Genomic DNA, 22,138 nt, shown 5'->3' with positions numbered 1-22,138 from the left:
ACCTCGTCACCCGCGATCAGCTCTGCGTCTCCTCGCGGCGTTCCAGAGCGGCCGCATCGGGTATGACGAGCAGCTTGCCGGTGGTACGCCGAGCCTCCAGATCGCTGTGGGCCCGGGCGGCCTCGGACAATGCATAGCGGCCCGTTACGGTGACCTCAAGCGCCTTGGAGCGCACCCACTCGAACACATCGGCGGCCCGTCGGAGCAGTTCGGACCGATCGGCGATGAAGTCCCCGAGGCTGGGCCGGATCAGGGTCAGCGAACCGCCGTCGGCGAGCCGGATCGGATCGAACGGAGGCACGGCACCACTTGCCGCGCCGAAGAGCACGAGATGGCCGCGGGGTCGCAGGCTGGCAAGGCTCGCATCGAAGGTGTGCGCGCCGACGCCGTCGTAGACAACCGGCAGTCCCTGACCGCCGTTGAGCCGCCTCACCTCGGCTGCGAGATCGTCGACCGCGGAGGAAAGGATCACCTCGGCGGCCCCGGCACCCTTCGCCAGCTCGGCCTTCGCCGTGGTCGACGTCGTGCCGATCACCCTGCCGCCGAGACGGGTGATGAGCTGGGTCAAAAGCAGCCCCATGCCACCAGCAGCCGCATGCACGAGCACCGTGTCGCCCTCTTGAACCGGGTAGGCGTCCTTGACGAGATAGTGCGCGGTCATGCCTTGGAGGAGCACGGCGGCGGCTGTCTCGAAGCCGATATCGTCGGGCAGCGGCACCAGCCGGGAGGAGTCCACGACGGCCCGCTCGGCATACGTGCCGGGAATCTCCACCCAACCGACCCGGTCCCCCACTGCGACGTCAGTGACGCCCGGTCCGACTTCGACGACCGTGCCGGCACCCTCAGCACCCGGGGTGAAGGGCAGCGGGAGGCTGTAGCGGCCCTCGCGGTGGTAGACGTCGAGGAAGTTGACCCCGGATGCGGCGACCTCAACGACCGCCTCGCCCGGACCCGGCCGCGGCTGGTCCACCTCGGCCTCCCGCAGCACCTCGGGACCGCCCACTTCGTACACCTGAATCGCTCGCATGACCCCTCCAACAACGGCTCGTCCCCCCACCAACCCCGTTGATGGCGATCCGATTCCCGGCAAGCAGACCAGCCCGCCGCCCCCGCCGAGAGCTGAGACGCCCGCTACGCGAGAAACCCGGCGAGCTCGTGCACGTCGACATCAAGGAAATCGGCAACACAACATCCCCGACGACGGCGGACACAAGGTCCTGGGCCGGCAAGCGGGCCGCAAGACCCGCAGGAACGCCCGCTACAGCTACCTGCACACCGCCCGTCGACGACCACTCCCGCCTCGCCTACAGCGAGATCCACGCGGACGAGAAGAAGGAGACCGCCACCGCCTTCCGGCAACGGGCCCACGCCTTCTTCACCAGCGCTGGGATCGCCGCCCACCCGGCCACCCGACCACCTGGCCAACCGGTCACCCAGCTCTACTGGCCGAGCGCCACCGCAGGCCGCCCCGCACAACGGGCGTCGGACTGCGCCCAGTTCGGCGGCCCGAACACCGCCTCCCCGGCAACCACGGGCGCCTGGCGTTGTTTGGGTGGTGGCACACCTTCTGCGAACGTGAGCCGATCCTTGGCGTGAACGATCACCGACACTGCCTCCATGTACATCGAGTCCACCGCGCGGGCGGTGGCCACCAGGTCCGCCGCCTGCTGCCCGGCGCTGCAGGCGGTGCACCAGGCCCGGATGTCGGCGTCGCAGGACGCGGCCTTGGCGCCGAGGATGCCGCAGCGGCGGGAGAGCTCACGCCCGTTGATCCCGGTGTCCCGCGTGAGGTGCCCCAGGCGCACCGCAAGGGCTTCACAGGAAGGCCTGAGTGCGCGGATCTACCGGTCGAGCTGCCGCCCTTTGGCGGACACGCATGCGTATCCCACGAGGCCGCCCGTCCGTACGGCCGGAACGGGTAAGCCATAATCCGGTGCCGATCCGACTTTGCGCCCCGCCGACGGCCTGGGGAGCGACTGCCGGTGGCGGGACGGCCGGCCGGCCGCTCAGGGCTGCATGGCGTCGAACGGCAGAACACGATGGAACACGACCATGGCTTGGCCAGGACCGTTGTAGTCATCGATGGTCTTCGCGTCGAATCCGAGGCGGCGATGGAATGCGATCGAGCCGGTGTTTCCAAGTGACGTGATCGCCTTCAATCGCAGCGCGCCGTGGCGCTGGGCAGCATCGGCGAACGCCGCATACAGACGGCGCCCGAGACCAGTGCCGCGGGCGTCGTCCCGGGTGGCGATCAGGTGTACGTACCCGGTGCCGGTCGGGGTGACGAAGCCGATGATGTACCCGTGGATTCCGTCCTCGGCACGGGCGACCAGACAGGTTTCGCCGAACTCTTGCACCAGCGCCAAAAGGTGCAGGGACCGAAGGTCGCGTTCTCCCCAGTATCGGTGGTGGTCAGCAAGAACCTGGTGAATGTCGGCCATCCCGGCCGATGTGATCTGTGTGCGCATGACACGGATCATGGCAGGCATGTGACCCGTGTGAGGAGCGGACGTTCTGGTCGGTCCGTGACATGGCAAAGGCCATACAGATTAGGCGAGTTGTGACGCTCACCTGGGCCCGTGCGGCCTGCTTCCCTCCTGCCCCGTCCGGGGTTGTCGCGCACACTTACTGTGTGGCGAGGCGCCGCACATCATGACGTCGAATGGGACGCGGCCGGATCGACAGCGGCCCGCAACTTTTTTCACTGCGCGGCAGAGTCTGTTCTCTGAACCCCAAAGCACGCGCTGGGGGGATATCCCCACTCCGATCATGAGGTTCGCCGGATCGCGATCCGTGGGGGGCCGAAACTAGCGTTCAGTCATGAGTTCGATTCTGCGAAAGCACCTCGCCCTGGCACTTGGTGTCGCTACGCTGCTCACCGCCTGCGCGGCCACCACCGGCGCCAAGCCCGCCGGACCCTCCCCCGTGGAGCGGTTGCGCCAGGACGCCGAGGCGATCCGCGCCCTCGGTATCAGCGGTGTGCAAGCCCGCGTGATCGCACCTGATGGTCGGCAGTCGGTCGCCACCAGCGGCACCGCCGACCTGGACACTGGCCGCCCGGTCCCTTCCAACGGCTATTTCCGCATGGCCAGCACGTCCAAGACGCTGGTCGCCACCGTCGTCCTCCAACTGGAGGCCGAGGGCAGGCTGTCCCTTCACGACACGGTCGACCACTGGCTGCCGGGAGTGGTGCAGGGTAAGGGCAACGACGGCAGCCGGGTCACCATCCGCCAGCTGCTCCAGCACACCAGCGGCATCCCCGACGGCCTGCCCGGATACACGACGCCCAAGGAGTACTACCAGCAGCGCCACGACGTCTACGGCCCCGAGCAGCTGGTTGCCCGCGCCGTGGCCCACGCGCCGGACTTCCCGCCCGGCAAGGGCTGGGCGTACTCCAACACCGGCTACGTCCTGCTCGGCCTGATCATCCAGAAGGCCACCGGTCAACCCGCCCACCAGGAGATCGAAGACCGCATCCTGCGCCCGCTCGGTCTCGACCAGACCCGGTGGAATGGCACCTCGCCCACCCTGCCCCAGCCGCACGCCCAGGCATACCAGCTCTTCGGCCCCGGTTCCCGGGTGGACGTCACCGACCAGATACCGGTGGACCACGAGAGCCTTTCGTGGGTCACGACCACGCGGGACGAGAACGTCTTCCTCCGCGCGCTGCTCGCGGGCCGCCTGCTACCGGCGCGGCAGCTGGCCGAGATGAAGCAGACGGTTCCCGTGAACGCGGAGGTCCAACAGCTGTGGCCCGGCGGCCGATACGGGCTCGGCCTGGTCGAACGCCCCCTGAGTTGTGGAGGAACCTACTGGAGCCACGAGGGCGGGGACGGCGGCTACATCACCCTCAACGGCGTCACCGACGACGCCAGGCGAAGTGCTGTGGTCTCCATGTCCGAGGCACGCGGCGACACCCCGAAGCACATACTGGACCAAGAGAAAGCGGCCAGCTCCCTGATCGACCACGCACTGTGCGCCGAGGGCCCCAGTACCCCGTGAGCGGAGGCCGTCGTCGCGGTCGCCAATGGGCAGTGAGCTCGACGCAGCGCCTGCTTGCTCCGCAGATCTGCGCTGCCCCCTCGCCATCCCACAGCCCCTTTCGGGCCTACCTCTCAGCCGGCCGAAGCTGGTTCCTCTTCCCGGGCCGGGCGGAGGCGAGATTGTAGGAGGGACCCCGCCCAGCATCCGCAGCGCGTGCACGTGGTCTTCGAAGACGGCTTCCTGGCCGACAGAGGCGAACACCCGGTGGACTTGCCCGAATACGACAGGCGGAAGGAGAACAGCTGGCAGGTCACCAGCTTGCCGGCGAGCCGCGAGGCCACGTCGCCGAAGTCGACCTCCGCCTCCACCCCGGGCGGATGGGTCTGCGGGACGAATTGCGCTCCAGCTCCCGCATCATCAGGCCGGCCCGGTGATCCCGACGGATCGCCGCGTACAGCTCGACCTTCGACATCTGCGGCAAGACCGGGATCACGAAGAGCCCGGCGGCCCGTACACACCGGCCAGCTCAACCGCCAGACGTGCGAGCCGCTCCCTTGCCTCGGGCGGGTCCAGCACCTCGATGCGTGCCCCCAGCCCGGCCAGCTGTGTCGCGACGACCTCCGGCGTCGGCCCGTCGACGCGTATCTCCCTCCAGCCGTCGGGGAGCAGCGGACCGACGTGCAGGCGCCCGTCGAACAGGCGCTCCAGGATTGCCATGGCACCGGGCTCGGCCCGGGCCCGAACCGTCGCCGCATACAGCCGCTCCTCCAAGCGCGCGGCGAACGAACGCCAGACGGTGGGAAGGTCGAAGTCGGGCGGCCGTACGACGGGCTCGCCGGTTGCCTGGACCGAGGCGACCCGGCTGAGCCGGAAGGTTCGCAAGCCCCGCTCCGTCTCGGCGACGAGGTAGTCGTGACCGGCCTTGGTCACCAGCCCGAGCGGATGGACGGTTCGCACGCCGACGGGCTTGCCGGGCCCGGCGTACCCAAGCCGTACCTGGATTCCGTCCACTACGGCCCGCCGGAGCGCGTCAAGGTGCGGCCCGGTGGTCGTGTGGTCGGCGCGTGACCAGTTCGTGCCGTCGGCAAGGCCGGCCCGCGACGCGGCCTCGGCGCCCGCACGCAGCGGTGCGGGCAGCGCCCGTACCAACTTGCGCAACGCTGTGCGGAGTTCGGGTGTGGTGGCCGAGGGGCCCGCGAGCAGGAACAGTGCCCGGATCTCCTCGGCGGTCAGCCCGGTGAGGTCCGTACGGGCGCCGCCGACCAGCGACCAGCCGCCGCCGCGGCCACGCTGCGAGTAGACGGGGATGCCCGCGGTGGACAGGGCCTCCAGGTCACGGCGTGCGGTCCGTGGCGACACTTCCAGCTCGGCGGCGACCTCGGCCACGGTCACACGAGTGCGTGTTTGGAGGAACAGCAGGGTGGCCACCAGGCGATCGGCTCTCATAGCGGCCATTCTCTTGCCGAAAGAGGCCAGGAGATGACCTGTTCGGCTTCCAGGATGAGGCCATGACGCAAAACATGGAGAACACCCCGCGGTCCACTGTCACCACCCCTGACGCCACCGACGACCCCCGTCAGGGCCTGCTGAAGGCCATCGCACTGGCCGGACGCACCGTCGCCGCAGTCCGGCCCGAGCAGTTCGACGCGCCCACGCCCTGCACCGAGTTCACCGTCCGGCAACTGGCCAGGCACCTTGTCGCCGTGCTGCGGCGCATCGCCCACGCCGGGCGCGGCGGCGACGTGACGACTCTGCCCACCGTCGCCGACGACCTCCCCGACACCGCATGGCAAGAGGCATGGGACGCCGCGGCACGTGACGTCGAGGCGGCGTGGGCGGACCCCGAGATCCTGGGCCGGATCCTGAAACTGCCGTTCGGCAGCCTCCCGGGCGGGGCCGCCGCGGCCGTGTGGACCTCGGAATTCACCGTACACACCTGGGACCTGGCCACCGCCACCGGACAGTCCCCGCACTGGGACCCCGAGCTCGTGGCGATTTCGTACGCCGCCATGAAGCGCGCGCTGCCCACCGGGCCGCGTGACGGCGCGCCGTTCGAGGTCGCGGTGGACGTCGACGCGGACGCGCCGGCCATCGACCGCCTCGTGGCATGGTGCGGACGCAAGCCGTAATCAGCATCCGAAACAGGGAGGGCGCCCCCATGGCCGGGGCCGCCCTCCCTGCACGTTGGCGCAGGACAGCCCCACGACCCAGCCGCAGAGCGTGCCACCCTCCCGCACGTCAGAGCAGGGAGGGCCCCACGACCCTGCCGCGGAGCAGCCCGAGCGGGGAACGGCCCGGGCGCGGAACGGCCCGGGCGACAGCCTGACAGCGCGTCCCAGTGCGCCTGGACCGCCCCGCGCCGCACGGGCGCACGGGCGGGGCGCAGGACAGTCCGGGCGCAGTTCGCCCTCGGTCTTCGCGAAAACCCTCATCAGGATGCTTCCCACGCCTGCAACGACACGAGCCCGTCACCAGTCATCGCCATCTGAACGAGGCTTCGGGTATGGCCGTCGAAAGGCCGTTCGTCCAAGGCGGGGCAGTGAACGACAGGTGGGGACTCGCGACGCGGCGGCCTCCCAGGCGAACCCGTCCAGGTCGGTGAAGGCGCCGGCGGTGCTGCCGAGGACGATGCGGTGCGAGCCGGCGCCGTCGACGGGAACGCCGAGGCGTCGATCAACGGGTGTCGTGACCGCGGTGCCACGGCGTTCGCTCAGAGGTGGCTGTCGACGAGCTCCCGTACCTCGACGCTGGTCATGGGTCCCGTGCCGTGCGCCACCGCCTCTCCATCCTTCAGTAGGACGTAGGACGGGGCTCCGGTGACCTCGTATCGTTTGGTTGCCGCCGGACAGCGCGTGATGTCGGTGCGGACGACTGTCAGGCGACCCATGTACTCCTCGGCGATGCCACCCACGACGAGGTCCGCCGCGCGGCAGGGCTCGATTGCCTTCGGCCATGTCCCGGTGAAGTACGCGAGGACCGGGATCGTGCTCATCCCGAGGATGAAATCGAACTCCGCGTCCTCACGGGGTTGGTGAATCCGCTTCGCCATGGAAGCTCCTGATTTTGTGTGTGCGTGGTTCCGTCCCATCATCCCCCGTTGGGCGAGCATGGGTACGACTGGGGCAGACGTTCAAACGGCACGACCGCCGGACGGCGCCCTGGAGGGTTCGTATCGGATCGCTCCGAAGCGATTGGCCGGTACTGGTGGAAGGCAAGTCCGTCGACAGCCCCGCTCGGCGCCCGGCAGAGCGAGTCGCCGCCACGGGGACGCCGGGCGAGTGCCCGGAACGGGTGATTGCAAGCCGCGCCCCGTGCCCGCGCGGGCGACGTGGCCGGGAGGACAGGGTCGCAGCGCGGCGACCGGCCGGTGGCCGCCGGCGGTGGGTTGTGATCGCCCTTCCGGCAAGCGTCGTCAGTCCGTGCTCGGCCGGTGCGGGGTCTTCTCCCAGCTGAACGGGGAGACCACCAGCTGGTGCGCGGCGCGCCACGCGGCGACCGACCACAGCACCGTGACGAATGGGCTGAACAGCGCGTGCCAGGGCGCCGCCAGTCCCGCCCGCCGGGCGGCGACGAAGGTGATGGCGATCCACACCGTGATCGAGACGCCCTGGGCAGCCACGGCCGGCACCACCAGCCCGGCGCCGGTCGAGGACCATACCGGGCCGGTGAGGGCGAGCACGGTGAGGGCGCTCAGTACGGGCTGGAGCAGGGCGGTCACCGGAGCGGCGGCGACGACACCGAGCAGCACGAGTGTGCCGGAGGCGCCGAACCGGCGCAGGGTCCGGCAGGGGTGGCGGGTGTGGACCATGGTCGTGACCAGGAAACCCTTGAGCCAGCGGGTGCGCTGGCGGACGTAGGGGGCGACCGTGTCGAGGGCCTCCTCCCAGGTGACGGATTCGATGGTCTCGGTGCGGTAGCCCATCGCGGCGCAGCGCATGCCGAGGTCGGCGTCCTCAGTGACGTTCCAGGCATCCCAGCTGCCCAGCGCGCGCAGGGTGTCGGTGCGGAAGTGGTTGCTGGTGCCGCCGAGCGGGATCGGCAGCCTCAGCCGCTCCAGCCCAGGCAGGGCGAGCCCGAACCGCAGGGCGTACTCCATGGCGAACTGCCTGGTCAGCCAGTTCCCGGCGGCGTTGCGGAACAGTAGCTGCGCCTGGACGCAGGCCGTCCGCCCGTCACGGGCGGCGAACCGTGCGGCGACGCGCCGCAGTTGGGCGGGGTCGGGCCGGTCCTCGGCGTCGAATATCACCAACAGCTCGCCGCGGGCCAGCATGAGGCCGAGGTTCACCGAGCGGGGTTTGGTCTGCGGTGGGCCGGACGGCAGCTGGACGATGCGGACGAACGGCGGCGGATCCGCCGCGAGGACGGCCCGCCGGGTGTCGGGATCGTGCCGTTCCACCAGGATCAGCACCTCCAGCCGGTCCGGCGGGTAGTCCAATTCCGCCAGGTGCCGCACCAGGCCACCGATCACCTCGGACTCCTGGTAGGCGGGCACCAGCACGGTGTAGGACGGCAGCTGCGTGTCGGGGACAGGCGGATCCGCCGCAGCCGCCCCGGGCCTGCGGTGCAGCAGGCCGGCCACCGCGATGACGGCGTGCAGCAGGCTGTAGGCCGTCACCACCACGGTCAGCAGAGCGAGAGCGACCAGTGGTACGAACACCACCACCACCGCGACGGCGGTGACAGCGACCGCCAGGGCCACGAGCTGCCAGCGTGCGAAGCCGGGCTTCGCCGCCAGATCCGGGTGCCGGCGGGTGAAACCGTTGGCCATCACGTCGGCCACCACCGACGACCGCTTTGCCAGGAACCGGTCCTGCGCCTCGGGCCCGCAGCCTGCCAGCTCCTCGATCACGTCCATGCCCGCGCGGACCGACCCCACCCTGTCACCCGTTTCTCGCCATGCAAATGATCAAGGACAGTGTAAGGACCAGTCAGATCGCCAGACGGCGGAGCACCGCGTGAGCGGCGACGCGAGGACGGTGACGCGGAAGGCGGTGACGCCTCGCCCCCCGGCATCGTCGCCACAGCCAGGCGTTGGAGTACCGCAGCCGGGACAGGGCCCAGGCATCCCGGCGCGCGGCAGCGCTGCCGATCCGGTTCTGCCGGGAGCGGGGCCGGCGCGAGGGCCGCGCAACGAGGCGGCGCTTGGCGGCGTCCTGGAGCCGCCGGCGCTGCCGACAAGGCTCCTGAGCTGGTCCGTGTCTTCATCGACCAGGCGCTCGCGACCGGGCAACCCGGAGCCGGGGCGTCGGGTCCGCGAGCAGCTTCCGACACGAATGCGCGTCCGTGACAAGGTCCCCGTCATGTGCGCGCGGACGTCGCTTGGTTGCCGGGACCGGGCTGGCACGATGCGGGCTCGTCGACACCGAGTTGCGCAAGTCGCCCAGCCCCGTGGGCATTCCGTGCCGTGTTGACGTCGCCCTGGGGCCGGACGGCTTTCACCGGTGCAAAAACGAGGGCCGGGCCCGAAAGCCCCCGGGCCGCTGCGACGATACGGAAAGCCGTGGCCTTGTCGGTTTCGCGGTGGAAGGCAACACCTCGTGCAGCGCCGGGGCCGAGGCGCCGGCCGATGTGCCGTCAGCCGGTGTCGGCGGTGCGGCTGCTCCAGCGCTGCTCGACCTTGGCCAGGCGCCAGTAGGCGATGGCCACGGCCCACACGACGACGAACAGGCCGACGATGACGTAGCCGACGTTGTCCAGGTCCAGGCCGGCGATCCAGTCGGTGACGTCATCGTTCAGGCCGAGCTTGTCGTGCAGGACGCCGACCAGCTCGATGGTGCCGACGAAGAAGGCGACGGCGATGGACAGTCCGGTGATCGTGAGGTTGTAGAAGACCTTGCGGACAGGATTCGAGAAGGCCCACTGGTAGGCGAAGTTCATGAACGTGCCATCGAGGGTGTCGAACAGACTCATGCCGGCGGCGAAGAGCAGAGGCAGGCACAGGACCGCGTACCACGGCAGACCGGCGGCGGCGCCGTTGCCGGCCAGTGCAAGGAGCAGGACCTCGGTCGTGGTGTCGAAGCCGATGCCGAAGAGGAAGCCCAGCGGGAACATCTGGCCGGGGCGGCGGATGGACTTGGTGAGCCGGCCCAGGATGCGGTTCATGAAGCCACGCGAGTCCAGGTGAGCTTCCAGCTCGGCCTCGTCGAACTGCCCGGCGCGCATGGCCTTGAAGACGCGCGCGATACCGAACAGGGCGACGAGGTTGAGCGCGGCGATGAGGTACAGGAAGCTTCCGGAGACCGTGGTGCCGACGGTGCCGAGGATCTGGTGGGTCCGGGAGCCTTCGTTCATCAGGGTGCCGGCGAGCTTCGCTCCACCGGCGACCAGGGCGGCCATCACGACCACGACACTGGAGTGCCCCAGGGCGAACCAGAAGCCTACCGACACCGGCCTTTGACCGTCGGCCATCAGCTTGCGGGTGGTGTTGTCGATCGCCGCTATGTGGTCGGCGTCGAAGGCGTGCCGCATCCCGAGGGTGTAGGCGGTGATGCCCAGACCCACGCCGAACGCCTTGGTACCGACCTCGTAGTGATGCGGGATCACGAGCAGGAAGAGAATCCCGAAGGCGACCACGTGCAGAGCGACGATCACGGCCAGCAGGCCTGCGGTGCGGATGGTGTCCTCGCGCCGCCAGCGAAAGGACGTGGGACCGGCGGTTTCGGGCACGCCTGGGGACACGGTCATGCGGTCACGCTCCAGCACCTCGTGGATCAGCTTCGTGATGCCGTGGCCGGTCTCCTGGCTGACGGGTCGACGCGCCCACCCCTGCCTTCCCGGCCGTAAGACCAGTGGCAATGCACGAGGCGGGAACTTCCCGATCACAGTGGCGAGGGCCGCTCCGGCCTGAGCCCCTGAGGAGCTGTCACCGGTCTTCCCGTACACCACGGCCCGCTCACCCTATGGGGTCACGGGAGACAGCTGCAAGGCTGCACATCTGAGCAGGTATGCAAGGGCAGGGCGCGGGCTGCGATGATGGGGCCATGCATCTCGTCCCCGCGGAACGCGCCGGGCAGCGCACCATCGACGACCACCGCGTCTGCGATGCCATCGCAGCCGTCGGCGAGCCCGAGCGCGTACGCGCCTGGGCCGATCGTTTCTCCCTGCTCTCCGACCCCGGACGCCTCTCCCTGCTCCTCGCCCTCCACGAAGCCGGCCCCATCGCCGTCTCGGACCTCGCCGTCGCCACCGGAATGCGGGACACAGCCGTCTCCCAGGCACTACGGCTGCTGAGGGCCGCAGGCGTCGTCGAAGGCGAGAAGAACGGGAGGATCGTGCGCTACCGACTCGTCAACGGCCCGATCTCCGTACTGCTCACTCACTGCACATCCCACGACGCAAGCACCGATTGACTCTGGTGCGGGCAGCGCCGCCTGCTGAACCACGTGCACTGGACGGCCGTCAGACGGCGAGATCGACAGGCCGCCGCCGAAACCGGCCCCCAGCAGCGATCCGCAGTGCGGTACCAAAGCACTCAAGGTGAACACGGCCCGCTCACCACCCACCGCCGCCCAGCGACCCTCATGTCCTACGGGCCCGTCCCCGCGCGCCGCGGCGGCCGACGGTGCGGCGCCGGGAACCGGGTACCGGACTCGGAAGCATGGCCCTCGACAACGCCCAAAAGCTGCCGAACCACTCCACCGCACCCATACGTGACACGAGAATCCCTTTACACACCGACGGGCATCTCAGGCACGGTACGCAGCAGGCTCCGGCCCGCGCGTCCCGGCCTGAAAGCGACTCGGCCGCCGCCCGAGCGCATGAGCCCACCTCGGGCGCGGTATGCAGCAGGCTCCGGCCGGCACGTCCTGGCTTGGGAGCCGCTCGGTCACCGCCTGAGCGCAGAGCGGGTCTACGACCCCCACGGCAACACCGGCCAGGACACCACGCCGCTGCCGGTCTTCGACGCCTGGGAACACACCCACTACCCGCAGTACGAGAAACGTCCTCCCCCACTGCGTCACCAAGCTCTGGGACCTCGCCAACCGAAGGTCCTCTCGGCAAGGCCGGTGGGCGCTACGAAAGGCCCACCACTGCCCGCGCCGAGCTGTAGGCCGCGGTGGGTGGACAGACCTGGGAGAAGAGGTGTCCGGCATCTATCGGGCTTCGAGGAGGGCGGCGAGCTGGTTCCCGGTGTTCGCCGGCCTGTGTCCACATGCCCGCCACGCGGCCCGGCTGGGACGGCCGGCCGCCGCCCTTCGACGAGGCGGGAGACCGGACAGGGCGGAACAAACCGTGGTGTGTCCGGTCCTGAGGCCTGGTCACTGCTTCGAGATCACGGCCTTCGTGATGACGACGTCCTCGACGGGGACGTCCTGGTGGCCCGCCTTGCCGGCCGTGTCGACGCCCTTGATGCGGTTGACGACATCCATGCCCCCCACGACGCGGGCGAAGACCGCGTAGCCCCAGCCCTGAGCGGTCTTCGCGCTGTGGTTCAGGAAGTGGTTGTCGGCCACGTTGATGAAGAACTCGTCGGTGGCTGAGTGCGGGTCCATCGTGCGGGCCATCGCCACCGCTCCGATCGTGTTCCTCAGTCTGTTGTCGGCCTCGTTCGCGACCGGCGCGCGGGTCTCCTTGCGCTTCATGCCCGTGGTGAACCCGCCGCCCTGAATCATGAAGTTGTCGATGACCCGGTGGAAGAGCGTGCCGTCGTAGTGGCCGGCCCGCACGTACTCGAGGAAGTTCTCGACAGTCTTCGGGGACTTCTCCCCCTCGAGCTCCAGCACGACGTCGCCGTGGTTGGTGTGCAGCGTGACATCGACCATGAGAGCCTCACCTTCCGTGATGGAACCGACTACTGACAGCAAGGTGAATCCTCGCACCCGAAACCACGATCCAGCCCCCACGCGCCGCGCCACGCCACGGACACCTTGCGGCTTGCCACCACCAGCGGCGCGGGGGACGGGTACACCGCGGCCGGCTCGCTCCCCGGCGCAGCACGGCCAGGCCGGGACCGAAGCAACCCGGCCAGATGCCGCCGCCCTGGCGAACTGCGACTTACCGGCCAGACGCAGGCTCGGTGGTGAGTCCGGCCTGGTGCCGGTGCCAGATCACGCAACGGTCGGCCACACCAGCGCCCATGCCCCACGCTCCCCGCCCGCCGCGCTCGCCCAGGCCGCCGCCGCATACTTTGCCAACGCAGCCCCTGGCCACCCGGCCATCACCAGCACTGCCGATGCCTGGAGAGGGAGATCGCCGCCACCGAAGCACGTCTGGGCGTCTGCCTGCCCAGCCGTGGCGGTCCGGCTTCGCGTACCCGTCCTCGCACCCGCCGCGCACTGCAGGAAGGTGGACTTGCCCGAGCCGGAGGCGCCCATGACGGCGGTGAAGCTGCCGCGGGCGAGCGCCAGGTCGATCCCGCGCAGCGCGTGCACCGTCGCCGCGCCGCTTCCGTCGATCCGGCGCACACCCCGCAGTTCGATCGCGGGCTCCGCGGACGGGGCCCCGAGGTGCGGGGCCGAGCCGTACGGGTACGCGGTGAACGGGGCTGCGGCGTACGGGGCCGTTCCGGGCCCGTCGGTCCTGTGGTCTCGGCGCCTGGGAACACGCTGCCATGGAGGCGGTCGTCACGCGCCCCGACGCCGCGGTCCAGGGCGTCGTCGGGCGCCCGGGCCCAGTGCGCCGACGGCGACAGCTGAGAACCCGGTCCTCTTGAACGCGCCCGGCCCGAACACCGGCCACGCCCACCGTCCGACCATGGCGGCCGAGGAGCCGGTCCATGAGGCGGCCACCGCAGCGAAAAGCTGACGAGGCCGCCGTGAGGCCAGCGCCGCAGCGCGAGCGCGGTAACACCCGGCCTCCGGGCTGTGCGCCAGGGCCGACTCTGCCGCCGTTCCCCACACCGCGGTACCTCTCAGAGACAGGCGATTGCGGAGCTCCGGGTGACTTCAGAGAGAAGCCAGCCGGATACGGCGGCCGACAGGGGCCGACCACCAGTCGCCAATAGCCGCTCGACTCCAGCCGGGCGACCTGCTTGACGCCCGTTCACGACCAGGAGCGGGGTCCTGCCACCCCGCCCGTCGGCGGGTGAGGCAAACCCCCGGGCCGATCGGGGGGTGCAGCGGATGGTGCGAGGGCCTCCCGGGCGGCGAGGGTTGGGGCCATGATCACACGCAAGTTCCTGCTCGCCGCTCTGCTTGTCCCGCTCGGTGCCACTCTGGCTGTCGCTCCGGCCGCCTCCGCCGCCGCTCCGCCCGCCGCGTCCGCGGCGTCGGCCTCCCCCGACGCCGTCGCGTTCCGCTCTCCCGAGGCCGCCCTCGACCGGGTGGCGCACCCGCTGCGCACCACCGAACCCCGCGGCAATGTCGCCGACCTGCGCCCGTTCGGCACGATGGTCGGCGACGCCACCGTGGTGGGCGTGGGCGAGGCCACCCACAGCTCGCACGAGTTCGTCACCCTCAAGCACCGGATGCTGCGGTACCTGGTCGAGGAGAAGGGCTTCCGCACCTTCGCCCTCGAAGCCGCCTGGAGCAGCGGACTGCGGATCGACGCCTACCTCACCCGGGGCGAGGGCGACCTGAAGCAGATCATGGACGAGGAGTTCCAGGGCACCTACCGCTGGTGGAACAACGCCGAGTACCGCGACCTGCTCCAGTGGGCGCGCTCCTACAACATCCAGCACCCGGGTGACCCCGTCCGCTTCGTCGGCGACGACAACGGCTTCGCCGGCCCGCAGCTGTACGACAAGGTGAACACGTTCGCGGCCGCGTCCAGTCCCGAACTCGCCGCGCAGATCGCCGAGCTGTACCAAGGACTGCGGCCCACCATCAGCGCCGAGACCTACGTCAACGACTACTTCGCGAAGCCGCTCGCCGAGCGCAAGGCGATCGCCGAGCGGACCGGCCGTGCGGTGGACCTGCTCAAGCAGCACCCCGGTGCCGACCCCGACGCCCACGTCTGGGCCGTGCAGCACGCCAGCGCGATTCACCAGATGACCACCCTCTACGCCTTCGACTGGGACGACCCCCGGAACATCCCCGCCGCCATGCTCTACCGCGACCGCGTCATGGCGGACAACATCGCCTGGTGGCAGCGGCGCACCGGCAGCAAGATCATGATCTCCGCCCACAACAGCCACACCGCCCTCAAGACCTACGCCCCCGCCAGCCACCCCCGCGTCCAGGGCGAGTTCCTGCGCGAGCAACTGGGCACCGGCTACCTGAGCGTGGGCCTCTCCTTCAACCAGGGCACGTTCAACGCCTTCAACCACGACGGCGCCCCGCAGCGCTTCACCGCCGCACCCGCCGCACCGGGCACCGCCGAACACACCCTCGACAAGGTCCGCCACCGCGACTACGTCGTCGACCTGCGCACCGCCCCCACCGCGGCCCGCGCCTGGCTCGCCGAACCCCACACCATCAAGAACATCGGCGCCGCCTACCCCGGCATCGCCGACGCCCCCCCAGATCCGCCTCACCCAGACCCACGACGTCCTCATCCACCTCCATCAGGTCCAGGCCGCCCACATGCTCAACTAGGCCGTGTATCGAAACGCTGTTCATGCTGCTTGTCGACGGTTGCGGGCAGTGCTGGAGGCACGAGTTGTAGGGGTGGCGTCCACCCCCACAACCGCAGAGTTGAACGCGTTCAACAGGTCTGGCAAGGTTTCCCTCCACGGCCGCTCCTACTCGGTTGGCCGATGCGGGCTGAGGGTGGGAGGTCCTGGTGGCGGGCGGAAGCAGGCTGGGTGCGTGGGGTGCTGGTTTTGGCCTGCTCTGACGGCTTGCGCCGGCCCCGATCAGTACTACGAGGGAACAGGGATCCACGACGCCACGGCGGCCGAAGTCGCTGGGGGGCTGGGAGAACGTCGAGGGGACCCGCGTGGTGCTTCGTAAACGGGACAGCTCTTCTCGAAAAGCTCGACGGGCAGGGCTTCGACTTCGAGGACGGCTGGCGTCTCTCCGGTACGGGAACCTGGCATCTGGCCGACGACTACGGTGGACAAGTCGTCCGACTCGCGCTGGCGACGCGGACGCGAGTCGAGAAGCCGCTGTCGTACCGATCATGTTGATCATGGGTGCGACTCGGCGGACTCGATCGCGTGATCTTTCGGCTGGCTGGCATCGATGCCGTCAGGGCGCCTCGGGCCCGAACCGGCGCTTGTACGCCGACGGAGTGATGCCCGTCTCGCGACGCATCAGCGCGCGCAGATTGGTGGCGGTGCCAAGCCCGCTCAGCCGTGCGACTACCTCGAAGCGTGACTCGCCTCGCTCGATCAGTCGGCAGGCCAGGGCGAGCCTTTCTCCCGTGAGCCACATCAGCGGGGTCGTTCCCAGCTGCGTCCGGAAGCGGCGGTGCAGCGTCGCCGGGCTGACCGCCGCCCGCGCCGCGAGGTCCGCGATCGTCAGTGGTGAGTCGAGACGTTCTTGTGCCCAGGCCAGGATCGGTGCCAGGGACTCGTCGGGGAGGTCGGGCATGGGACGCTCGACGAACTGCCGCTGCCCGCCGTCGCGGTGCGCCGCGAAGACCAGGCGCCGGCTGACAGAGTTGGCGATCTCGGCACCGTAGTCGCGGCGGACCACGTGCAGCCCGAGGTCGAGTGCGGCCGCGCTTCCCGCGGCGGTGAGGATGTCGCCATCGTCCACAAACAACACGTCTGATTCGAGCTGGACGGCGGGGAAGCGGGAGCGGAAGGAATCCGCCCACTGCCAGTGGGCCGTGGCCCGGCGCCCGTCGAGCACGCCGGCCTCAGCCAGGGTGAAGGCGCCGCTGCAGAAGCCGATCAGGCGAGCGCCGCGCGCATGCGCCCGTCGGATGGTGTCGAGCACCGCGGGCCGGCGGGGCACCTCGACATCGGGGCGATTGGGGACGATCAAGGTGTCTGCCGCATCGGCCTCCTCCAAGCCGGCGACCCCGGTGAGGGTGAAGAATCCGTCTCGCATCGCGATGGAGGGCTCGGGAGAGCAGAGCCGGAAGTCGTAGAGTTCGCGGCCGATCTCCGGCCTGTGCAGTCCGAAGATCTCGGTCGCGCAGCCGAGCTCGAACGGGTTCGAGTTCTCGTCCACGATCACGACCACCCGGTGTGTGCCCGCTGCTTGAGCTTGGTGCGAGGATTCTTTCGCCATGTGCAATTCCTAGCACTCACACTGCACGGGCGAGGCGGCCGAGGATGAGGCCATGAGCAACCAGCCCATCTTCCTTCCCCAAGCTCTGGCCTCCTTCGAGGCGCTGTGGAGCCCACGCATCGTCACGCGTGTCAACGACTACGACGTCCGGATCGCCAAAGTCGAGGGCGAACACATCTGGCACGCCCACGACGACACCGACGAGTTCTTCTTGGTACTCGACGGGGAGCTGCACATCTCCTTGCGCGAGCCCGAGGGTGAGCGCACGGTCCTGCTGCCGCAGGGGGCGGTCTTCACCGTTCCCGCAGGTACGGAGCACAAGCCGTCCGCGTCGTCCGGTGCCTCGATCCTCATGTTCGAGCCGACCGGGACGCCGACCGTGGGCGACCGCCACGATGAGATCCCCGCCCACGTGGACGCGACGACCGGACACATCCTCAACGCCTGAGCAACGGGACGGTGTCGGAATATCAGCGGGTGATCTTGCCGCAATCGAGCCATGAAGGCCGGGCCGCCCCGAGCCGGTCCGGCCCACGTCGTGGTCGCAGCGCCTGTCCGAGCTCGCCGCCCGCCCGCCGAACGGCGCGGCCCTGGAGGTGATCGCGTGAACGCCGTCGTGGAGATGCCCGGCGTCGACCACGCCCACCAGGCCCTGCTCGCCGCCCGGGAGACGGCGAAGGGCGCCCGCACCACGAAACCGAAGCGGCGCACCGGCCACGACTCTGCGGCGCGACGGCCGCGAGCCACCCGGTCTGGGTGCGGCGATCACGAGGATGATGACCGAGCGCGGCCTGGTCGCCCCGCCCACGGAGCGTTCGTGGTGTTGTCGGGGGGCTGGTGAATGGGCAGAGCTGCACCGAGGCGTGCCCCCAGCGTCGTTGGTCGTGGGATTGATCTTGGCTGTCTGGAGGGGTGTCCCTCCCCGGATCGGCTGCTGCGATCGCGAGGACTGGGGCGGCTCGAATGTTCACGCCGCGGCATTTGCGGTTACTCGCCCGGCATGGCACCCATATGGCAGCGTAAGCGCGACGAACAGCAGCACGAGGAACCGCCCCGGGGCACCGGCCGTAGGGACGGCGGCGCGGGGCCTGATCCGCAAGTGGAGCATAGTGCGCCGGACAAGCCCACGCAGATGCCCAAGAAGTCCTGGCGGGCGGTGCTGAAGCGGACGCTGAAGGAGTTCAAGGCCGACGAGCTGGCCGACCGGGCGGCGGCACTGACCTACTACGGCATCCTGGCGCTGTTCCCCGCCCTACTGGTGCTGGTCTCCCTACTGGGCATCGCGGGGAAGTCGGCGACGCAGCAGGTCTTGGACAACCTCACGAAGCTCACCCCGGGCACGGTTCGCGACATCATCACCCACGCGGTGACTCAGCTGCAGTCCTCCGGCAGCACCAGCACGGTGACGGCCGTCGTCGGCCTGTTGGTGGCCCTGTGGTCGGCGTCGGGGTACGTGGCCGCGTTCATCCGCACCTCGAACGCCGTCTACGACATTCCCGAGGGCCGTCCGGTCTGGAAGATCACCCCGCTGCGACTGGTCCTCACGCTGGTGCTGATGGTCCTGGCCTGCATCAGCGCGCTGCTCGTGGTCCTCACCGGCCCTGTTGCTCAGCAGATCGGCACGGCCCTGGGCATCGGTGACACGGCCTTGACTGTATGGTCGATCGTCAAATGGCCCGTCCTGGTCGTGCTGGTCACCATCATGATCGCGATTCTGTACTGGGCGGCGCCCAACGCGCGGGGCCGCGGCTTCAAGTGGATCACGCCGGGCAGCTTCCTGGCCCTGGTGATCTGGATGATCGCCTCCGCAGGCTTCGCGATCTACGTGGCGAACTTCGCCTCCTACAACAAGACCTACGGAACACTCGCCGGCGTGATCATCTTCCTGGTCTGGCTGTGGATCACGAACCTGGCGATCCTGCTCGGCCTGGAATTCGACGCCGAAATGGCCCGCGAACGCGCCATCATCGGCGGCCACCCCGCGGACGAAGAGCCCTACGTCGAACCCCGCGACACACGCACGTGGACCGAAGAGGAACGCAAGGACACAGGCAAGCAACAAGCTGATGGAAGGGCCGGCGATACCGGAGGCAGGTGATCATGCGCATCCTGGACGACCTTCGCCGCCTCGACCGTCGGCTGACCCCACGACTCCCCCGCCAACACCATGGGCCAGGCCGCCGACATGATCGGCACGCCCCCCGCCTTCCCGCGCGCCCTGGGCGAACACCGCCTGATCACACCACTGCGCTCCGAAGGCGGCCACCGCCGCCACCCCCGCTACCAACTGCGCCTCGCGGCCCGCGCCCGCGAACTCCTCGACCAGGACCTGTCTCCTTGACCGTTCACAGGCTGGGGGTTTGCGGGTGGTCCGTGGTGGTGCCGTCAAGGTTCCGCCCGAAGGCGGCCTCCACAACGGCGGGGAGGTCTTCCTCGGGGACCAAGGTGCGCACGTTCGCCAGGACCTGGGGAAAGGCGTCATCACCGATGACACCCATGTGTTCCTGACGGAGTTGGTAGATGATCTCGACGAGCTCCGGTCTCAGCCGCATCCAGGCACGGGAGGTACGGATCTCTTCATCGACCTGGTGCATGAACCAGCGCATGACCTCGTACGGGACGTCCATGTGCTCTGCGTGCGGGTTGAAGCACATCGTCGGTTCCCGTGTCGGATCCTCGTCGGGAACGATTGCGGTCACGAGCATCCGTTGCCCGGCCACGAGATCCAGTTCCAGATACCAGGCGTCATCGGGCACGGAGTACATCGCGGTGATCGCGTAGTCGCCATCGGGGTGTCGAAAGACCATTGCCGCATGCTGCCACGCTGGCCTGAGGAGGTGCCTCTCCAAATTATGCGGCCCGAAGCCCCTACGTCCGGGCCCAGATGAGGAGGGCGGCTGATGCGTCGCTCGACCGCGTTGCGCTGCTTGTATATCGCGGCGTCGCAGGCGGGCGGCCGGCCACCCGAACGACCTCGGCGCCGCCGGTGACCGGCCTGGCCGGACGGCTGGGGAATGAGACGACCGGATGACCGCAGAAGTCGCACGGCCGCATTCCTTCGACCACAGACTCTCGAACAGACATGTCCTCACTCGTGACAGTCACACTGCCACCCGACCACCTTGACCAAAGACAATGGGGCCCCGTGATCGTGGGAGCATCGGCTTCGACTCGGCGGCTCGGGACTCGTAGTGCCGGAACACCGCGACGATCAGTCCGTCCCGGATCGGTACTTGCCACCGCTCCCCCACCGGATCTGAGCGACCGACTCCTCCAGCCACGCCAGCGTCACCTTCGAGGACGTTCCCGCAGACCGACAACACCGCCTACGACCCTGGCCGGGAAAGGGCGAGGGGCTGCAACGGTCTCGGCCGGGCGGCCGTCTTGCCGGTCACGTGGTACCGGAGCGCAGAAGCTGCAGGACGGCGCGCTCGACGCGGCCGTGGGTTGCCGGTTCGCCGAAGGTGCTGTTCTCGCCCAGCTTGCCGAGGGAGGGGGCGATGGTCTCGCCTTCCTCGTAGAGCTCGATGATGCGGGGATGGATGTAGGAAGCCCGGCACACGGCGGGTGTGTTCCCCAGGTAGTCGCTGACCTCGCGCACGGCGCGGGCCACCACCTTGCCGCGGCCCGCACGGGAGGCGTCGGCGGTGCTCTCGGCTACGGCTAGGGCGACCGCTGCCAGCACGGTGGCGTGCCAGGTCCTGAAGTCCTTGGCTGTCACGTCCCGGCCCGACCGTTCTCGCAGGTAGGAGTTGAGGTCCTGGGCGTGGACCTCGTGCCACGCTCGATGTTCCCAGTAGGCGAAGAGCCTTTCTCCCTCGTCCCTGCGCCGCAGCAGCGCCCGGATCACGGCGTGAGCCTGCTCGTCGACGAGCGAGCGATCGACTTCCTTGCCGGACTTGGCGGGGAAATGCAGCCGGATCTCGCCACTGCGGCAGCTGGCGTGTTCCCGCAGCAGGGTGGTGAGCCCGAAACTGCCGTTGTCGCGGGCGTAGCGTTCACCGCCGATGCGGAGGAAGCCGAGGTCGAGGAGGCGGGTCAGGCAGGCCAGAACGCGGAGGCGACTCAGCCCGCGCCCGGCGAGGTCTTGGGCCACGTGTTCTCGCAGGCGGGGCAGCGAGCGGGCGACGCGCTGGACGTGCTCGTGTTTGGCTGCGTCCTGTTGCTCGCGGAAGTACGGGTGGTAGAGGTATTGGCGGCGCCCGGCGGCGTCCGTCCCCACCGCCTGGATGTGACCGTTCGGCCACGGGCACACCCAGACGTCCTGCCAGGCCGGGGGTATCACCAGCGCACGGACCCGTTCGCGGTCCGCTGCCGACAGGGCCTGGCCGGCCCCGTCCAGGTAGCGGAACCCGCGTCCGTGGCGCACGCGGCGCCATCCCGGCATGTGGGGGTCGCTGATCCTCAGCCGCACGGCCGCAGTCAGCCCGTCTCGGGGTGGGCCTGCGTGCGCAGGGTCCATGCCTGGCCTGCGCAGTCGTAGGGCAGGGGAGGAAAGCGATGCCCGCGGACGTCGGTGCTCTTGCTCCACAGGTGCTTCTTGCCGCAGTCGCATGCATAGATGCCACTACTTGGGACGATTTCTCCGGGTTTCCACTCTCCTGTCCGTTTCATGCCGAGCGTCTACCCCGCATGTGTCGGCGCACGCCGAGGCTGCGGTGGTGAGATCAGAGCAGCGGCCGGATTCCGGGCTCTGCCCCCCGCCTCCACGGCCCGGGCGACGGATCCGCGTCGGCCGACGGGCAGGACGGGACGGCCCCGGGTGTCCGCCAGGGCGAAGGCAGTGGGGGCGTACAGGGCCAGGGCGGTGAGGGCCAGCCCAGCAGCCCCGGCCGCCTTCTCCCGGGTGGGGGGACCTCGTCAGCTACTGGATCCCGGCGAGAGCCAGGCGCAGGGCGGCGCAGCCGATGACGGCAGCTGCAGCGGGAAGGCGACGGCCATGAGGACCACCGCCACCGCGTGGCGCTCATGGGGCGGGATCCGGTCGAGCTGGAGTGCGGAGACGATGAACGCTCCCGCAGCAAGGCCCAGGAACCCGACGGGCAGAGGGGTGCCGAGCGGCCGAAGCACCGTGGTGGTGGGTGGCATGGGCG

17 protein-coding genes, 6 pseudogenes and 1 riboswitch are annotated in these 22,138 nt (G+C 69.5%); of the genes and pseudogenes, 8 read left to right on the top strand and 15 right to left on the bottom strand.

The features are described 5' to 3' along the window. Window positions 1-16: 16 nt before the first annotated feature. On the bottom strand, window positions 17-1,027 hold the full coding sequence (locus ACFYU9_RS35230) for a quinone oxidoreductase family protein (RefSeq protein ID WP_389212221.1): 1,011 nt from the start codon (window positions 1,025-1,027) through the stop codon (window positions 17-19). Window positions 1,028-1,095: 68 nt separating this feature from the next. On the opposite strand from ACFYU9_RS35230, the pseudogene ACFYU9_RS35225 reads away from it, so the two are divergent. Then, window positions 1,096-1,392, top strand: a pseudogene (locus tag ACFYU9_RS35225) (IS481 family transposase); the annotation flags it as partial. Window positions 1,393-1,613: 221 nt separating this feature from the next. On the opposite strand, the pseudogene ACFYU9_RS35220 reads toward ACFYU9_RS35225, so the two are convergent. Together ACFYU9_RS35220 and ACFYU9_RS35215 are read right to left on the bottom strand one after the other, a co-directional pair. Beyond that, window positions 1,614-1,805 (bottom strand): annotated as a pseudogene (locus ACFYU9_RS35220) (transcriptional regulator); the annotation flags it as partial. Between the two features lie 201 nt (window positions 1,806-2,006). Continuing rightward, entirely contained in the window at window positions 2,007-2,468 is a 462-nt protein-coding gene (locus tag ACFYU9_RS35215) for a GNAT family N-acetyltransferase (RefSeq protein ID WP_389212219.1), read from the bottom strand. Between the two features lie 352 nt (window positions 2,469-2,820). Between ACFYU9_RS35215 and ACFYU9_RS35210 the strand changes: the two genes are divergently transcribed. Next, entirely contained in the window at window positions 2,821-4,002 is a 1,182-nt protein-coding gene (locus ACFYU9_RS35210) for a serine hydrolase domain-containing protein (RefSeq protein ID WP_389347644.1), read from the top strand. A 471-nt stretch (window positions 4,003-4,473) separates the two neighbouring features. On the opposite strand, the gene ACFYU9_RS35205 is transcribed toward ACFYU9_RS35210, so the two are convergent. After that, window positions 4,474-5,412, bottom strand: coding sequence for a helix-turn-helix transcriptional regulator (locus tag ACFYU9_RS35205; RefSeq protein WP_389347642.1), 939 nt, complete (start codon window positions 5,410-5,412; stop codon window positions 4,474-4,476). An 80-nt stretch (window positions 5,413-5,492) separates the two neighbouring features. On the opposite strand from ACFYU9_RS35205, the gene ACFYU9_RS35200 reads away from it, so the two are divergent. Further along, window positions 5,493-6,113: a TIGR03086 family metal-binding protein gene (locus ACFYU9_RS35200; protein ID WP_389347640.1), complete on the top strand. Its 621-nt coding sequence runs from the start codon at window positions 5,493-5,495 to the stop codon at window positions 6,111-6,113. 581 nt (window positions 6,114-6,694) lie between these two features. Here the strand turns inward: ACFYU9_RS35200 and ACFYU9_RS35195 are convergent. The 3 genes from ACFYU9_RS35195 to ACFYU9_RS35185 all read right to left on the bottom strand — a co-directional run bounded on the left by ACFYU9_RS35195 (window position 6,695) and on the right by ACFYU9_RS35185 (window position 10,668). Then, a complete protein-coding gene (locus tag ACFYU9_RS35195) occupies window positions 6,695-7,033 on the bottom strand; it encodes a thioredoxin family protein (RefSeq protein WP_389347638.1) in 339 nt (112 codons plus the stop codon). Between the two features lie 363 nt (window positions 7,034-7,396). After that, window positions 7,397-8,860 (bottom strand): glycosyltransferase family 2 protein, encoded by a 1,464-nt coding sequence (locus ACFYU9_RS35190; RefSeq protein WP_389347636.1) that lies wholly within the window; start codon window positions 8,858-8,860, stop codon window positions 7,397-7,399. 698 nt (window positions 8,861-9,558) lie between these two features. Further along, complete coding sequence (locus tag ACFYU9_RS35185; RefSeq protein WP_389212207.1) at window positions 9,559-10,668, bottom strand: HoxN/HupN/NixA family nickel/cobalt transporter; 1,110 nt, start codon at window positions 10,666-10,668, stop codon at window positions 9,559-9,561. A gap of 26 nt (window positions 10,669-10,694) precedes the next feature. After that, a riboswitch (cobalamin riboswitch) is annotated at window positions 10,695-10,885 on the bottom strand. A 79-nt stretch (window positions 10,886-10,964) separates the two neighbouring features. Here ACFYU9_RS35185 and ACFYU9_RS35180 point away from each other — a divergent pair. After that, window positions 10,965-11,333 (top strand): ArsR/SmtB family transcription factor, encoded by a 369-nt coding sequence (locus tag ACFYU9_RS35180; RefSeq protein ID WP_389212205.1) that lies wholly within the window; start codon window positions 10,965-10,967, stop codon window positions 11,331-11,333. Between the two features lie 909 nt (window positions 11,334-12,242). On the opposite strand, the gene ACFYU9_RS35175 is transcribed toward ACFYU9_RS35180, so the two are convergent. Both ACFYU9_RS35175 and ACFYU9_RS35170 read right to left on the bottom strand, forming a co-directional pair. Further along, window positions 12,243-12,746, bottom strand: a complete 504-nt coding sequence (locus ACFYU9_RS35175; protein ID WP_389212202.1) for a peptidylprolyl isomerase — start codon at window positions 12,744-12,746, stop codon at window positions 12,243-12,245. Between the two features lie 462 nt (window positions 12,747-13,208). Next, window positions 13,209-13,409 (bottom strand): annotated as a pseudogene (locus tag ACFYU9_RS35170) (ATP-binding cassette domain-containing protein); the annotation flags it as partial. 674 nt (window positions 13,410-14,083) lie between these two features. On the opposite strand from ACFYU9_RS35170, the gene ACFYU9_RS35165 reads away from it, so the two are divergent. Beyond that, window positions 14,084-15,991: an erythromycin esterase family protein gene (locus tag ACFYU9_RS35165; protein WP_389347634.1), complete on the top strand. Its 1,908-nt coding sequence runs from the start codon at window positions 14,084-14,086 to the stop codon at window positions 15,989-15,991. Between the two features lie 61 nt (window positions 15,992-16,052). Here the strand turns inward: ACFYU9_RS35165 and ACFYU9_RS35160 are convergent, their stop codons facing one another. Continuing rightward, on the bottom strand, window positions 16,053-17,045 hold the full coding sequence (locus ACFYU9_RS35160) for a GlxA family transcriptional regulator (RefSeq protein ID WP_389347632.1): 993 nt from the start codon (window positions 17,043-17,045) through the stop codon (window positions 16,053-16,055). Window positions 17,046-17,097: 52 nt separating this feature from the next. Here ACFYU9_RS35160 and ACFYU9_RS35155 point away from each other — a divergent pair, with 52 nt between their 5' ends. The 3 genes and pseudogenes from ACFYU9_RS35155 to ACFYU9_RS35145 form a co-directional block, all read left to right on the top strand. Then, entirely contained in the window at window positions 17,098-17,493 is a 396-nt protein-coding gene (locus ACFYU9_RS35155) for a cupin domain-containing protein (RefSeq protein ID WP_389347629.1), read from the top strand. Between the two features lie 552 nt (window positions 17,494-18,045). After that, window positions 18,046-19,143 (top strand): YihY/virulence factor BrkB family protein, encoded by a 1,098-nt coding sequence (locus ACFYU9_RS35150; protein ID WP_389347627.1) that lies wholly within the window; start codon window positions 18,046-18,048, stop codon window positions 19,141-19,143. A 69-nt stretch (window positions 19,144-19,212) separates the two neighbouring features. After that, window positions 19,213-19,371, top strand: a pseudogene (locus ACFYU9_RS35145) (MerR family DNA-binding transcriptional regulator); the annotation flags it as partial. 19 nt (window positions 19,372-19,390) lie between these two features. On the opposite strand, the gene ACFYU9_RS35140 reads toward ACFYU9_RS35145, so the two are convergent. From ACFYU9_RS35140 to ACFYU9_RS35120, 5 genes and pseudogenes are all read right to left on the bottom strand, one after another. Then, window positions 19,391-19,852, bottom strand: coding sequence for a hypothetical protein (locus tag ACFYU9_RS35140; protein ID WP_389347625.1), 462 nt, complete (start codon window positions 19,850-19,852; stop codon window positions 19,391-19,393). Between the two features lie 86 nt (window positions 19,853-19,938). After that, window positions 19,939-20,088, bottom strand: a pseudogene (locus ACFYU9_RS35135) (IS5/IS1182 family transposase); the annotation flags it as partial. A 112-nt stretch (window positions 20,089-20,200) separates the two neighbouring features. After that, window positions 20,201-20,337, bottom strand: a pseudogene (locus ACFYU9_RS35130) (relaxase domain-containing protein); the annotation flags it as partial. A gap of 99 nt (window positions 20,338-20,436) precedes the next feature. Continuing rightward, a complete protein-coding gene (locus ACFYU9_RS35125) occupies window positions 20,437-21,459 on the bottom strand; it encodes a DNA topoisomerase IB (RefSeq protein ID WP_389347623.1) in 1,023 nt (340 codons plus the stop codon). Window positions 21,460-21,905: 446 nt separating this feature from the next. Next, complete coding sequence (locus ACFYU9_RS35120) at window positions 21,906-22,133, bottom strand: hypothetical protein (protein ID WP_389347621.1); 228 nt, start codon at window positions 22,131-22,133, stop codon at window positions 21,906-21,908. Between the last annotated feature and the right edge of the window lie 5 nt (window positions 22,134-22,138).

The organism is Streptomyces sp. NPDC004327, from assembly GCF_042873935.1.
Classification (GTDB): Bacteria; Actinomycetota; Actinomycetes; order Streptomycetales; family Streptomycetaceae; genus Streptomyces.
This window is presented reverse-complemented; position numbering and strand designations above follow the sequence as displayed.